The sequence below is a fragment of the Roseobacter cerffii genome (assembly GCF_054226325.1).
On sequence record NZ_CM135757.1, the window covers coordinates 4,261,316 to 4,274,803 of the forward strand.

Consider the following 13,488-nt stretch of genomic DNA (forward strand, 5'->3'; position numbering starts at 1 on the left):
GGGGCCGCCTTGGCCCCTCCTCCAATACCAGGGGGACGCACCTATGCCCAAAGGCTACATCATCGGACATATCACTGTGACCGACCCGGAGGCCTATAAGGAATACGTGGTGAAGGACACGCCGATCCTTGAAGGTCTCGGCGGACGGTTCATCATCCGCGGCGGTCCATCGCAGGTCATGGAGGGTGAGATCCACGACCGGCATGTGGTGATCGAGTTTCCGTCCTACGAAGCCGCACAGGCGGCCTACAATGATCCCGCCTATCAGGAGGTGATGAAGATCCGCCACCGGACAGCGGACAGCACGATCATCGTGGTGGAAGGCACTTAGATGAGAGACACCACCGATCAGACCGGGCCAATGATGGCTGCCGATGGCACAACGCTGAAATCGAGCCTAAACCGGGCGCTGAGGCGGCAAAAGCTGCGCGCGCTGATGCTGATCGCGCCGCTGCTGATCTTTGTGCTGGTCACGTTCATCGCACCAATCGCGGACATGCTGTTCCGCTCCGTCGAAAACCAGATCGTCTCGGATACGCTGCCGCGCACCACCACGCTGCTGGCTGAGTGGGATGGTGATGCCGGAGAGATCCCGTCAGCCGAGGTGTTCGAGGCGCTCTACACCGACATCTTCATCGCCCAGGAACGCAAGCTGCACACCCGGCTGGGATCACGTCTAAATTATGAACTCACAGGTGTTTCGTCTCTGTTCCGCAAATCCGGTCGACGGGTTGAGGACATGGGCGAGGTCTATCAGGACCAGTTCGAAGATCTCAACGACTTCTGGAAAGACGCAGAAACCTGGAATGCCCTGATGGGCAGCGACGACTGGCTCACCGACCAAAACGCCTGGGACGACAAGTCAGACGCCGCACAACCCGGATTTGAGCTGCGAGAAGAGATCGAAGCCCTGCTTCCGCAGACGGCCGCCACCTTCGAGGCTTTTGCCGATTTCGTCCAGAATCAAGACGAAGACAACCTCGCCAAGGAAGACCCATGGGCCTTGGTTTACTCGGCGCTCTATAACGACCTGATTCAAGAACCGGACCTCTCCGGATACGCTGGTCCGGGCTCTGCTGAGTTGCTCGAAGCGATGAGCGCCGTCGGCACCTTTGAAACCGTCGACTACCCCGCCGCCTTCGAGGATATCGACAAGGACTGGCACGACATCGAGGTCTGGCAGACAATCCAGACCTACAGCCCTGATTTCACCTCGGGTTACTTCCTCAACGCCGTTGACATGAAAAAGTCGCCTGACGGCCCCGAGATGCGCCCCGAGAACGAGCAACTCTATATCAAGCTCTTCATCCGCACATTGTTCATGTCACTGGTCATCACCGGCAGCTGTATTTTGCTGGGCTATCCCGTCGCGTGGATTCTCGCCAACCTCCCCGCACGGACTGCCAACCTTTTGATGATCCTGGTGCTGTTGCCCTTCTGGACGTCCCTGCTGGTGCGCACCTCGGCCTGGAAGGTCATGCTGCAGCAGCAAGGGGTGATCAATGACACGCTGGTCTGGCTCGGCGTGGTGGCCGATGGCAGCCGCCTCGCGCTGATCAACAACCAGACGGGTACGATCATCGCAATGACGCATATCCTGCTGCCCTTCATGATCCTGCCGCTCTATTCGGTGATGAAAACGATCCCGCCAAGCTACCTGCGCGCGGCAAAATCTCTGGGCGCCACCAACTGGACTGCTTTCTGGCGGGTCTACTTCCCGCAGTCGGTGCCGGGCATCGGTGCGGGATCAATCCTCGTCTTCATCCTCGCGATTGGCTACTACATCACGCCGGAGCTTGTGGGCGGCACCACGGGGACTTTCATCTCCAACCGGATCGCCTATCACATCTCAAGTTCGCTGAACTGGGGGTTGGCCGCTGCGCTCGGGGCCATCCTACTGGCCGTCGTGCTCGCGCTCTACTGGGCCTACGACAAGATCGTCGGCATCGACAACGTGAAACTTGGAGGCTGACCCATGGCAGCGCTCACCCCCGTCTCCCGCACGCCCGTGTCTTTCTATGTACCTGTCGTGGCGCTCGCCGGGGCCGTCGCGGGCCTCCTCGTTGGTACCGCGCAGGGCAGCTCGCTCCTTGGCATCCTTGGCGGCGCCATCCTGCTCGGTGCTGTCGCCATTGTTATGACCCAAGTGATCAAGGCCGAACAACCAAGCCGTTGGGGCCTGATCGTTCTGCTGGGCATCGCCGGTCTTATGATGAGCGGGTTGGCAGCAGGGCTGATTGGGGCGCTGTTCGGCTGGTTCTTCGGGTGGTTCACCTTCTGGCTCTACGAAGGGCGATACCGCGCCTATGTGGCCCCTTATCTCACGCCTGGCCAGGTGCTTTGGCATTATACGTTCCGGGTGATCTGCGGCGCAATCCTTGTCTTTCTGATCACACCGATCCTCGTGGTCATGCCGCTCAGCTTCAACGCCGAGGATTTCTTCACCTTCACGCCCGAGATGCTGCGGTTCGACCCCGCGGGCTATTCGCTTAAACACTACGAAGACTTCTTCACCAATTCCGATTGGCAGGGCGCGCTGGCGAATTCCGTAAAAATCGCACCGATGGCCACACTGCTCTCGGTGAGCTTCGGCACACTGGCCGCGATCGGGCTGAGCCAACCGCATGTGCCTTTCCGGCGTGCAATCATGGCGATCCTGATCTCACCCATGATCGTCCCGCTGATCATCTCGGCGGCGGGGATGTACTTCTTTTACAGCCGGATCGGGCTACAGGGCACCTACCTCGGCGTGGTCCTTGCCCATGCGGCTTTGGGCATCCCCTTCGTCATCATCACGGTGACCGCCACCCTTGTGGGCTTTGACAACTCGCTGACGCGCGCTGCGGCGAACATGGGGGCAGGGCCGGTGACCACCTTCTTCCGCGTGCAGATGCCACTGATCCTGCCCGGAGTGATCTCGGGCGGGCTCTTTGCGTTCATCACCAGCTTTGACGAGGTGGTCGTGGTGCTGTTCGTCGGCTCTGCAGGTCAGAAAACCCTGCCCTGGCAGATGTTCACCGGCCTGCGCGAGCAGATCAGTCCGACAATCCTTGCCGTGGCAACGATCCTGGTCATCATCTCCATCGCGCTACTCACGGTCGTCGAAATGCTACGCCGCCGCTCGGAACGGCTACGCGGGATGTCCCCCGCATGATCCTTCACCCTTCTGAAAATACTCCCGCCGGAGGCGGCATGAGACCCGCGTCTTAGCGCAACCGCTTCAGCAAACTGAGCGACGCATACCCATCCGGCGCCAACCCCTGGCTGCGCTGATACGCCCGCACAGCTTCGATGGTTTTGGGACCAATCCGACCGTCGATGCCCTGCGTGCTGAACCCGGCGCGCGTCAGCCGTTGCTGCATCTCTTTTCGCTCGGAGAAGGTCAGCGCACGGTCCCCGCGCGGCCAGTTGGCCTTGATCGCAGGGCCGCCCTTGATCCGGTCGCTGAGGTGGCCAACTCCAATCACGTAGGCGTCCGCCGTGTTGTAGCGCTCGATCACCGCGAAATTCTTGAAGATCATGAAGGCCGCGCCCTGCCCGCCGGCGGGCAAGAGGATCGACGCATTGCCGTAGTTCGGCACCGCGCGCCCGTTCATATCCACCACACCCAGCTGCGCCCATTGCGCCGGAGACTTGGTGATCTTGCGGCTCGCCTGAGCATAGTTGAAGCCGCGCGGCAGTTGGACCTCCACACCCCAGGGCTGACCTTTGACCCAGCCAAAGCGCTTAAGATAGGCGGCAGTCGAGGCCAAGGCATCGGAGGGATCATCCGACCAGATATCCCGCCGCCCATCTCCTGTGAAATCAACCGCATAGGCGAGATAAGAGGTCGGAATGAACTGCGTGTGCCCCATCGCGCCCGCCCAGCTTCCGGTCATATTCCGGGGGCTGGTATCGCCGTTTTGCAGGATCTTCAGTGCTGCAATCAACTGCTCTTCGAAAAAAGCGCCGCGCCGCCCGTCATAGGCCAGAGTGGCCAGCGACTGGATGATGTCATTGCTCCCACGGTACTCACCATAGGCACTCTCGAGACCCCAAACCGCGACCACAACTTCCTTTTCGACGCCATACGTCGCTTCGATGGCATCCAGCTTGCGCCGATGCTGACGCAGCGCTGCCTTGCCGTTCCGAATCCGCGTGTCCGAAACCGCGCTGTCGAGGTACTCCCAGATCGTCTTGGTGAATTCAGACTGGTTGCGATCGCGCCGAATCACGTCGGCATCGTATTGCACACCACGGAAAGCCGCCTGCAGGGTCGATGCGCGGATGCCCTGGGCCCGGGCGCGCCCTTCAAAGCCGCGCACCCAGCGCTCGAACCCGGCGTTCGATGCCACTTGCGTCGCGGGAACCACCGTGCGCGCGGCCTGCTCGGGCCGCAGCTTGGGGCGGACCGCCGAGGCCACGACCGTGACTTGGTCCACAACCGGGGCGGGATTCTCAGCCGGGCGCAAGACCGGGCGCAAGGATTGCGTGGTGCCGAGGGCGCCCACACTTGTACTCATCAGTCCAGTTGCCAAAGCAACTGCGCAAAACGATCTTAACCGCATGATATTGCCTTACTGCTGCTCTTTATTGTTCCGCGCAGCATAGCGCGAGTCGGGCGATTTCCAAAGGATTCAATCAGCGGTTATTCGGTCGCGGGTCATTTCTTCGACCTGACACCGGATGATATCCAGGTGTTCCCGCAACATCGGCACGCGACGGGGCCGGAAACTCTGATCAGTGCGCTGAAGATTGCGCATCCGGTCGAGCCGGAAGGTGCGGAAATCCTGTCTCAAATGGCACCAGGCCATCAGCACGTTGGTCTTGTCGAGATAAACAAGGCCCAGTGGGTCGACCTGCCGCACCGTCTCGGCACCTTTGCGATCGCAGTAGTCAAAGGTGATGCTCACCTCGTCCCAAGTCGCCGCGCGCAGAGCGGCAACGTCGATCTCGATCTTGGGCAGGCTGACGAAGCGGTGAGCATCGAGCACCGCGTGCTGCAAGCGGTGAGCCTGGCGCGGCGGTACCCGCGCCTTGATCTTGGCCAGCGCGGATCGGGCCGCCTTGGCCAGCGCCGGATCGCCGATGACCGCGACATCGCGCAGCCCGAGCACCAGTGCCTCCAATTCATCATCTTCGAATCCCAATGGTGGCAGCGCGGCATCCTCGATGAGGGTATAGCCAAACCCCGCCTCACCATCGATGACAGCGCCCATGCTGCGCAGGGCGTCGATATCGCGATAGATCGTGCGCGGTGACATCTGCATCTCATCCGCCAACTGGCTGGCGGTCACGGGTGGCGGCAGACGGCGCAGCGTCTGCATCATCTGGAAGAGGCGATGGGTTCTGCTCATATCTCTACTCTAGCACAAGTGGTGACAGAAACTGACAGTACGCCCGCGTAAGCCTTATCCAACAGAAAAGGAGTGTACCATGATCACATTGCTCACCTACCCTCCCGCCTTTGGCCAGTTCTCCGGCAGCCCGTTTTGCATCAAAGCCGCGCATTTGCTGAACCTCTCCGGTCAGCATTGGCGTCGCGAAAACACGCTCGACCCGCGCATGATGCCACATCAGAAGCTGCCCGTGATCCGGGCCGAAGATCAGTTGATCGCCGACAGTGACATGATCCGCGACTATCTCGAGGCCCAGGGGGCCCAGTTCGACGACGGGTTGTCCGAGATCGACAAGTCGACCTCGCGCGCCTTTATCCGCATGGCCGAGGAGCATCTTTACTTCCACATAGTGCTCGACCGGTGGGGCAACGATACAGCATGGCCAGAGATTCGCGAGACTTACTTCGCCTCGGTGCCGCGCCTCATCCGCGGTATGGTCGCCAACAAGCTGCGTAAGAAACTGCTCTCCGCGATGTATGTGCAGGGGTTGGGACGGTTCACACCCGAGCAGCGTTTGGCCCGGTTAGAGCCTGATCTCGAGGCGATCATGACCCGGCTTTGGCAGAACCGCTTTCTGTTCGGCGACCGCCCATCCGCTGCCGATGCCTCGGTCGGCCCGATGCTGAGCGCCGCGATCTCGAGCCCGGGCGAGACGGCATTGTCCAACCGCATCCGTGAGAACGCCGTTCTAATGGGCTATGTCGACCGCGTCGAGGAGATGCTGCACTAGCGGCGGCTGCGTTTGACCTTGCGCTTGGTCTTGTCAATCCGGCGCTTGGCCTTCACGCGTCCGCGGCGCGGCGCACGCCCGGCAGGCGACTGCCGTCCCTGCGGAATGGCATCACCCTCCAGCGCCAGCAATTCGAGCGCAATACCCCCTGTGACCGGAGCCGATTCGGCAAGACGCACGGTGACACGCTGGCCGAGGCTGATCATCAGGCCGGTATCCGCGCCCATCAACGTGCCTGCTTCGGCGTCGTAGTGGAAATACTCGCGCCCGATGGATCGCATCGGGACTAGGCCATCTGCGCCCGTCTCATCGAGTTTCACAAAAACACCGAACCTTGCGATCCCGCTGATCCGACCCGTGAATTCATTGCCCACACGCTCGCTGAGATAAGACGCCATGTAGCGGTCAGTCGTGTCGCGCTCGGCCACCATAGAGCGACGCTCGGTCTCGGAGATATGCTCACCAATCGTCTCTAACGCGTCATAATCCTCGGGTTTTAACCCGTCCTTGCCCCATCCATGAGCCGAGATCAGGGCGCGGTGCACGATGAGATCCGCATAGCGTCGGATGGGCGAGGTAAAATGCGCATAGCGTGGCAGCGCCAACCCGAAGTGACCCAGGTTCGTTGGGGCGTAGTAGGCCTGTGTCATGGATCGCAGCGTTGACATGTTGATGAGTTCCGCCTCATCCGACCCCACCGCGTCGTTCAGCAGGCGGTTGAGATGTGCAGTCTTCAGCACCTGCCCCTTGGCGAGGGTGTAACCGCTGGCCTGCGCGGTTTCGCGCAGGCTGTCGAGCTTTTCGGGGCTCGGTTCTTCGTGCACGCGAAAGAGCAGCGGGATATTCTTGGCCATCAGTGTCTCGGCTGCGGCCACATTGGCGAGGACCATGAATTCCTCGATCAGCCTGTGCGCATCGAGACGCTCCTTGAAGTTCACCGAGATAACTTCGCCTTCGTCGTTCAGCTCGATCCGCCGTTCCGGCAGGTCGAGGTCCAAGGGCTGTCGTCGTTCGCGTGCCGAGACCAAGGCGGCATAGGCGACATAGAGTGGCTTCAAAATAGGCTCTAACAAGGGACCACAGCGATCATTCGGCGTGCCGTCAATCGCCTCCTGCACTTCTTCGTAATGCAACGAGGCGGGCGAGCGCATCAGCCCGCGATGAAACGTATGCGATAGCTTGTTGCCCTCCGCGTCTAGTTGCATCCGCACCGCGATGCAGGCGCGCGGAACACCTTCATGCAATGAGCAGAGATCACCAGACAGCCGGTCGGGCAACATCGGCACGACCCGATCCGGGAAATAGGTGGAATTGCCCCGCTTACGCGCTTCGGCGTCCAGCGCCGATCCTGGCGTTACATAGGCAGCCACATCCGCGATGGCGACCCAGATGATGTGACCGCCTGCGTTGGCCGGGTCCTCATCCGCGTGGGCATAGCAGGCGTCATCGTGATCGCGCGCATCGGACGGGTCGATGGTGATGAGCGGCAGGTCACGCAAGTCCTCGCGCCCTTTCAGCCCTACCGGCTTCGCACGATCGGCCTCTGCAATGACAGCATCCGGGAAGGCATCCGGGATGCCATGCTGGTGGATCGCGATCAGCGAAACGGCCTTGGCCGCTGAGGGATCACCCAACCGCTCAACCACACGCGCCCGCGGCAATCCGATGCGCGCCTTTGGCCCGGCTTGCTCCGCCTCAACCAACTCGCCGTCCTTTGCGCCATGGGTGGCGTCACCCAAGACGATCCATTCCCGGTCGGACCCTTTGTCGACCGGCAGGATGCGCCCGCCTTCCGCCGTTTTGCGGAATACGCCCAGCACCCGTCGCGGATTCGTCCCGATGCGACGGATGAGACGGGCCTCATAGTGATGCTCTTCCCCCTTGATCAGGGTGAGCCGCGCGAGGATGCGGTCTCCAGCGCCCAAGGCCGGGTCCGACGCCCGCGTCACCACCAGGACAACCGGCTCGACACCCTCGCCGTGCCACTCCATGGGTTTGGCAAAGAGATCACCATCCGCATCCGGACCTGTCACCTGCAAAACGCTCACTGGCGGCAGCCGATCAGGGTCCTGATAGCTGCGGTTGCGTTTTTCAAGATGGCCCTCGCGCTCCAACTCCTTCAGCACGCGTTTGAGGTCGATCCGCGCAGCGCCCTTCACGCCAAAGGCCTTCGCGATATCCCGCTTGGCCGTCAGAGACGGGTTCTCGCTGATCCAGTCGAGAATGTCTGACTTTGAGGGAACGCGGTTCATGCTGTGTCAGGTAGCACGGGCATCCGGTGTCGTCATGCGCAAATCTGCGGCGCTGTCGACGTCGCGCAATTCATCGACAAAACCAATCCGCATGCCAGGCATTGTCGCGATGGTGTCGGCCAGCGCATGCTCGGTCGACCAGCGAACTCCAACAAAGAGCCGAGGCGGGACAGGTTGAGACGCCTTGACGCCGATCAGCCAATACCCACCGTCCGGGGCCGGGCCAAAGACCGCGTCGGATTGACCCAATACATCAAAGGCTCGACCGAGTTGCTTCACGCCGATCCCCGGAATGTCCGCCCCGATAATGCAGGTGTCGCTGTGTTGAAAGCGGCGCAACAGCCGCCCCATCCGATCGCCCAGATTGCCACCGCCCTGAGATGTGCGGGGCAAATGCGGCGGCCATACCCGGCTGGTGAGACCTTCGGCATCGGGGCTGACCGCCAGCACGGTCGTCCACTTTGGGTGCTGAACCCGACGGATCAATGCATGGCTCTGATGCCGGAACCACCACGCGGCCGGCACCATGCCGAGATCACGCCCCAGCCGGGTCTTGACGCGGCCAGGATGCGGCTCCTTCAACATGATGATCAGCGTGCGCTTCATTTCTGCGCACCGGATGCAGACCCGGCTTCCGGACCAGGCGTGTGATCATCAACCGTGAACCACAACGGTGACCCAGCGCAGTGAGGCAAAATCACCCGAAGTAGTCCCGCAGAACCCGAGTGTAGACAGCTTTGAGCTGCTTCACATGGGCCACCTGCACGTGCTCATCAACCTGATGCATCGATTGTCCAACAAGCCCGAACTCGACCACGGGGCAGTGATCCTTCACGAAACGCGCGTCCGATGTGCCGCCAGTCGTTGACAGCACTGGGGCTATCCCGGTCTCGGCGGTCACTGCGCGCGACACAAGGTCCGACAGCGCACCGGGTGGGGTCAGGAAACTCTCGCCCGAGATCTTGATCTTCACCTCGGATTTCACACCAAATTCAGTCTCTATACGGGCGGTTTCGTCCCGGATCCAAGCAGTCAACGACGCACCACTGTGGCTATCGTTGAACCGGATATTGATGGCTGCCGAGCATTCGGCTGGGATCACATTCGTCGCCGGATTCCCGGTATCGACGGTGACAACCGCCAGCGTTGACGGATCAAAATGCTCGGTGCCCTGGTCGAGTTCGTGACTGGCCAACCGGTCCATCAGCCGCATCAGGGCAGGCAGAGGGTTCAGCGCTCGGTGCGGATAGGCGGAATGGCCCTGCTTGCCGATCACCTTGATCCAGGCCGACATGGAGCCTCGGCGCCCGATCTTGATCATCTCGCCCATCTGGTCCGGGCAGGTCGGCTCACCGACGAGGCAGACGTCCATGCGCTCACCCGTACGCTCCATGTGATCTAGAAGGGCGGTTGTGCCGTCGGTGGCATCGCCCTCTTCATCACCCGTGATTGCAAGGATGATCGCTCCATCGGGCGGCGTTGATGTCACGAAGTCGACAGCGGCGGCGGCAAAGGCGGCAACACCCGATTTCATGTCGGTGGATCCACGCCCATAGAGAACCCCGTCATGGATCTCCGCTCCGAAGGGCGGCTTCGTCCAGGCGTCCAGGTCGCCAACAGGGACCACATCAGTATGTCCGTTGAAACCGAATGTGCGCGCATGCCCCTTTGCGCCCCAACGGGCAAAGAGATTTCGGATGCCGCCGCGGTCTGCCCAGATACAGTCGAAGCCCGCATCCTCCAGAAGCGCGTGCAGCACATCCAAGGCGCCCTCATCTGCCGGGGTCACCGACGGGCAACGTACCAACTCGGCCGTCAAAGCAACGGGATCGACATCAGACATCAGACAGGTCCTTCCAAATGCAAAACACGCTCAAGATCAGGTGTGTGCGCAAACGGCGGCAATGCCAAGGGTCATCAGCATCGGCGGCGCGCGAGATCAGCCACCGTCGGCGATGGGAGAGGCATCAAAGAACGGCTCCATCTGCGCGATGATCACCGCGTTTTCGTCTAGTGCACGCTGCATCAGGGCGCGCTCGCCCTCACCGATCTCATGGCCTTCCGCCAAACGTTCGTCCAGCGTCCCGTAGCCCGTCACATCCAGTGGCGCGGTGTCGGCCTGTTTGAGAACGGCGACGGTCTCGCGCACAGCCTCGGCCTCATCCACTCCGCTGGCAAAGACCACCAAACCGGCGCCTGTCGCCTTATCCGGAAGGCCATCACCCTCCTTGCGCCCGATCTGGACAACCAAGGTATAGACCTGTTGGCGCGATGGTTTCTTTGGTGGTGCCATGCCCTCCGTGTTAGGGCTTGGCGAAGGGCACCACAACGGCTTTTTCGACAAGCCGGTCGGGCGCCCACCCGGTGTAGGGGCCCCAGTCAATCGACATCTCGTAGAGATGTCGGACACCTGCAACGATGGCGCTGCGCGCGTTTGACTTCATCCGGAGATAGCGTGGTGCATGTTCTTCCCACCGGAACGCCATACGGCCTTTGGCATCGCGATTGACGATAGCATCGAGCAACATGATGGCCGTACAATAGGGGAATGCGGCATGTTCCGGGTCGAGCGAGACCAGCTCAACCACCTCTCCGGGGAACCAGCCGCCGTACTCCGATAGGATACAGCTGCCACTCAGACAGTTGTCGAGCGCCTTGCGATGCACCAGCCGCGTGTCGCTGGGCGCGGATTGGCAAACGAGATCGCGCAGATCGTCCGGCATTGCCCGGGCCACGACCTTGAGCACGCGCATCAAATCGTTCTGATCGTAGGTCTGCAGGTCCCGGCCCTCGGGCCCATGTTCGAGGTTGACGCGGCGGGTCGTATGCGCCCAGCGGAACCCGTTCATCACCGCTGCCCGAACCGGTGAGGGCCCCTTGCGATAGTGCTCCTGAAAGGCATCCCAGTTCCAGAACAGATCATCTGCGCCCGCACCGCCCTGAAGCCGGTCTGCCAGCAGCAAGGCGGTGGCCGAGAGAAACACATCGAGCCCCTTATCAGGCAGGGCTGCGACCAGCAGCAGATCCGCGTGGATCGCATCCGCATCAGATGCGGAGAGCACACATTTCTGATCAAAGATCACCCGCCGCAGAAGCTGCTTCTGCGCAGGTTTCATGCGCTCTGCCAGCCCGGTGAACCCGATCGCCGCCGCTGACTGCAGATCTGCCACGACCTGCAGGGTCTGAAACGATATGGGAACAGAGGCGTGGCGCATGACTGAGCCCTAACGCAGCATACGGGCCGGATTGTATCCAACCCCTGACCTTTGCCGGGTATTCCTGGGGCAGACCTGCCCCACTCATTAATGCAAGGTTTAGTCGCGCAGCAATTCGTTGATAGACGTCTTTGAACGGGTCTGCGCGTCTACCTTTTTCACGATCACGGCGCAGTAGAGGTTCACGCCATTTTTGGATGGCATCGAGCCAGCCACAACCACCGAGCCTGCAGGCACTTCGCCATAGGTGAACTCGCCTGTCTCACGGTCCACAATCTTGGTCGATTTGCCGATGAACACGCCCATCCCCAGCACCGATCCTTCGCGCACGATACAGCCTTCGACCACTTCAGAGCGCGCACCGATGAAACAATTGTCTTCGATGATGGTCGGGCCCGCTTGCATCGGTTCCAGAACACCACCAATGCCAACGCCGCCCGAGAGGTGCACGTTCTTGCCAATCTGTGCGCAGGAGCCAACGGTCGCCCAGGTGTCAACCATCGTACCCTCATCGACGTAGGCGCCGAGGTTCACAAAGGACGGCATCAACACCACACCGGGGGCGATGAAGGCAGATTTGCGCACGACGCAATTGGGCACGGCCCGGAAACCCGCGGCCTTCCACTGGTTGTCGCCCCAGCCCACAAACTTGCTGTCGACCTTGTCCCACCAGCCACTGCCCTGCGGGCCGCCGGCCTGCATCTCCATGTCCTTGATGCGGAAGCCCAAAAGCACCGCCTTCTTGGCCCATTGGTTGACATGCCAGTCGCCGCTTGACTGCTTTTCCGCCACGCGCAATGTGCCACTGTCGAGCGCGGCCAGCGTATCTTCGATAGCCTCGCGGGTCTCCCCCGTGGTGGCGGGCGTGATCGTGTCGCGCGCGTCCCATGCGGCTTCGATGGCGGTTTCAAGCTGTGCGTTGGACATGAGGGGCCCCCAAAGGAAAGAATTAAGATGCAGCGCCTATACAAGTCCGGTGCAGCACGCGCAATCAATCTACGGCAAGGCCATTGCATCTTGGCGCGCAACATGGCCCCCTGCGGCAGAACCGTATTGGAGAGATCCGGATGAACAGACCCCGCCACCCTCTGCGCGACGCGCATATGGACCGCGACGCGGTTCAGGACGTCCCAGATACGCCGCAGACACGCGCGCCAGCGTACCGGCTGGCCTTTGCAGATGAGGATTTCCTTTGCCGGGAAGAGCTGCGCCCGGTGCGGTTGCAACTGGAGCTGCTCAAGCCCGAGATGATGCTCGATGCGCATAACATCACCAGCACCATCGTGCTCTTTGGCGGCGCCCGCATTCCAAGCCCGGCGAATAAGAGCACAGCGCGCACGAAGACCCTCGCCGAGCTCTCACATTTCTACGACGAAGCGCGCGAGTTCTCGCGGTTAATGACACTCAAGAGCCTTGAGAGCAACGGGCGCGAGAACGTGGTTGTCACCGGTGGCGGTCCGGGCGTGATGGAAGCGGGCAACCGCGGTGCGCTGGATGCGGGTGGCCATTCCATCGGGCTCAACATCGTGTTGCCGCATGAGCAGGCGCCGAATGAATACGTGACGCCCGAGCTCTGCTTCAACTTTCACTATTTCGCGATCCGCAAGATGCACTTCCTAATGCGGGCCAAGGCGATCTGCGTCTTCCCGGGTGGCTTCGGCACCATGGATGAGCTCTTCGAGACGCTGACGCTGATCCAGACGGGACGGATGCAACCTGTTCCGGTTCTGCTCTTCGGACGCAGCTTCTGGGAACGCATTCTGAACTGGGAAGCGCTGGCCGACGCGGGCACAATCTCGGACGAGGATCTGTCGCTCTTTCGGTTTGTCGACAGCGCATCCGAAGCAATGCAGGTGATCGACACCTGGCAGGACGTCCCCGCCCGGAGCAACATCCCCGGGCGTGACTGACGC

General features: G+C 61.3%; 13 protein-coding genes. 5 read left to right on the plus strand and 8 right to left on the minus strand.

Annotated elements, in window-relative coordinates:
* The first annotated feature begins 43 nt into the window (after positions 1-43).
* Genes ACVC7O_RS20770 through ACVC7O_RS20780 form a run of 3 tightly spaced genes read left to right on the plus strand, consistent with a single transcriptional unit; the run spans position 44 to position 3,154 of the window.
* Positions 44-331, plus strand: coding sequence for a DUF1330 domain-containing protein (locus ACVC7O_RS20770; RefSeq protein WP_458324008.1), 288 nt, complete (start codon positions 44-46; stop codon positions 329-331).
* Positions 332-1,972: an ABC transporter permease gene (locus ACVC7O_RS20775; RefSeq protein ID WP_458324009.1), complete on the plus strand. Its 1,641-nt coding sequence runs from the start codon at positions 332-334 to the stop codon at positions 1,970-1,972.
* Positions 1,973-1,975: 3 nt separating this feature from the next.
* The gene (locus ACVC7O_RS20780; RefSeq protein WP_458324010.1) at positions 1,976-3,154 is read left to right on the plus strand and encodes an ABC transporter permease; all 1,179 of its coding nucleotides are present in this window, start codon (positions 1,976-1,978) and stop codon (positions 3,152-3,154) included.
* Positions 3,155-3,206: 52 nt separating this feature from the next.
* Here ACVC7O_RS20780 and ACVC7O_RS20785 read toward each other — a convergent pair whose 3' ends face one another.
* Positions 3,207-4,502 (minus strand): lytic murein transglycosylase, encoded by a 1,296-nt coding sequence (locus ACVC7O_RS20785; RefSeq protein WP_458324011.1) that lies wholly within the window; start codon positions 4,500-4,502, stop codon positions 3,207-3,209.
* 114 nt (positions 4,503-4,616) lie between these two features.
* The gene (locus tag ACVC7O_RS20790) at positions 4,617-5,336 is read right to left on the minus strand and encodes a helix-turn-helix transcriptional regulator (protein ID WP_458324012.1); all 720 of its coding nucleotides are present in this window, start codon (positions 5,334-5,336) and stop codon (positions 4,617-4,619) included.
* 79 nt (positions 5,337-5,415) lie between these two features.
* Here ACVC7O_RS20790 and ACVC7O_RS20795 point away from each other — a divergent pair, with 79 nt between their 5' ends.
* Complete coding sequence (locus ACVC7O_RS20795) at positions 5,416-6,108, plus strand: glutathione S-transferase family protein (RefSeq protein ID WP_458324013.1); 693 nt, start codon at positions 5,416-5,418, stop codon at positions 6,106-6,108.
* On the opposite strand, the gene rnr is transcribed toward ACVC7O_RS20795, so the two are convergent.
* From rnr to dapD, 6 genes are all read right to left on the minus strand, one after another.
* Positions 6,105-8,360: a ribonuclease R gene (rnr, locus tag ACVC7O_RS20800; RefSeq protein WP_458324014.1), complete on the minus strand. Its 2,256-nt coding sequence runs from the start codon at positions 8,358-8,360 to the stop codon at positions 6,105-6,107. The two genes, ACVC7O_RS20795 and rnr, sit on opposite strands and share 4 nt — an antisense overlap.
* A 6-nt stretch (positions 8,361-8,366) precedes the next feature.
* Positions 8,367-8,966: a TIGR04282 family arsenosugar biosynthesis glycosyltransferase gene (locus ACVC7O_RS20805; protein WP_458324015.1), complete on the minus strand. Its 600-nt coding sequence runs from the start codon at positions 8,964-8,966 to the stop codon at positions 8,367-8,369.
* Positions 8,967-9,057: 91 nt separating this feature from the next.
* Complete coding sequence (gene dapE, locus ACVC7O_RS20810) at positions 9,058-10,203, minus strand: succinyl-diaminopimelate desuccinylase (RefSeq protein WP_458324016.1); 1,146 nt, start codon at positions 10,201-10,203, stop codon at positions 9,058-9,060.
* A gap of 96 nt (positions 10,204-10,299) precedes the next feature.
* Positions 10,300-10,653, minus strand: a complete 354-nt coding sequence (locus tag ACVC7O_RS20815; protein ID WP_458324017.1) for a hypothetical protein — start codon at positions 10,651-10,653, stop codon at positions 10,300-10,302.
* Positions 10,654-10,663: 10 nt separating this feature from the next.
* Positions 10,664-11,575 (minus strand): hypothetical protein, encoded by a 912-nt coding sequence (locus tag ACVC7O_RS20820; protein ID WP_458324018.1) that lies wholly within the window; start codon positions 11,573-11,575, stop codon positions 10,664-10,666.
* A gap of 99 nt (positions 11,576-11,674) precedes the next feature.
* On the minus strand, positions 11,675-12,502 hold the full coding sequence (gene dapD, locus ACVC7O_RS20825; protein WP_458324019.1) for a 2,3,4,5-tetrahydropyridine-2,6-dicarboxylate N-succinyltransferase: 828 nt from the start codon (positions 12,500-12,502) through the stop codon (positions 11,675-11,677).
* A 140-nt stretch (positions 12,503-12,642) separates the two neighbouring features.
* Between dapD and ACVC7O_RS20830 the strand changes: the two genes are divergently transcribed.
* Positions 12,643-13,485, plus strand: a complete 843-nt coding sequence (locus ACVC7O_RS20830; protein WP_458324020.1) for an LOG family protein — start codon at positions 12,643-12,645, stop codon at positions 13,483-13,485.
* Positions 13,486-13,488: the final 3 nt, after the last annotated feature.

What these genes read in the sequence shown, in the direction of transcription:
- ACVC7O_RS20785 (WP_458324011.1), bottom strand. Translation starts at nt 4,502, where the DNA reads ATGAGTACAAGTGTGGGCGCCCTCGGCACCACGCAATCCTTGCGCCCG.
- ACVC7O_RS20795 (WP_458324013.1), top strand. Translation starts at nt 5,416, where the DNA reads ATGATCACATTGCTCACCTACCCTCCCGCCTTTGGCCAGTTCTCCGGC.
- ACVC7O_RS20780 (WP_458324010.1), top strand. Translation starts at nt 1,976, where the DNA reads ATGGCAGCGCTCACCCCCGTCTCCCGCACGCCCGTGTCTTTCTATGTA.
- ACVC7O_RS20770 (WP_458324008.1), top strand. Translation starts at nt 44, where the DNA reads ATGCCCAAAGGCTACATCATCGGACATATCACTGTGACCGACCCGGAG.
- dapE (WP_458324016.1), bottom strand. Translation starts at nt 10,203, where the DNA reads ATGTCTGATGTCGATCCCGTTGCTTTGACGGCCGAGTTGGTACGTTGC.
- rnr (WP_458324014.1), bottom strand. Translation starts at nt 8,360, where the DNA reads ATGAACCGCGTTCCCTCAAAGTCAGACATTCTCGACTGGATCAGCGAG.
- ACVC7O_RS20790 (WP_458324012.1), bottom strand. Translation starts at nt 5,336, where the DNA reads ATGAGCAGAACCCATCGCCTCTTCCAGATGATGCAGACGCTGCGCCGT.
- dapD (WP_458324019.1), bottom strand. Translation starts at nt 12,502, where the DNA reads ATGTCCAACGCACAGCTTGAAACCGCCATCGAAGCCGCATGGGACGCG.
- ACVC7O_RS20815 (WP_458324017.1), bottom strand. Translation starts at nt 10,653, where the DNA reads ATGGCACCACCAAAGAAACCATCGCGCCAACAGGTCTATACCTTGGTT.
- ACVC7O_RS20830 (WP_458324020.1), top strand. Translation starts at nt 12,643, where the DNA reads ATGAACAGACCCCGCCACCCTCTGCGCGACGCGCATATGGACCGCGAC.
- ACVC7O_RS20775 (WP_458324009.1), top strand. Translation starts at nt 332, where the DNA reads ATGAGAGACACCACCGATCAGACCGGGCCAATGATGGCTGCCGATGGC.
- ACVC7O_RS20820 (WP_458324018.1), bottom strand. Translation starts at nt 11,575, where the DNA reads ATGCGCCACGCCTCTGTTCCCATATCGTTTCAGACCCTGCAGGTCGTG.
- ACVC7O_RS20805 (WP_458324015.1), bottom strand. Translation starts at nt 8,966, where the DNA reads ATGAAGCGCACGCTGATCATCATGTTGAAGGAGCCGCATCCTGGCCGC.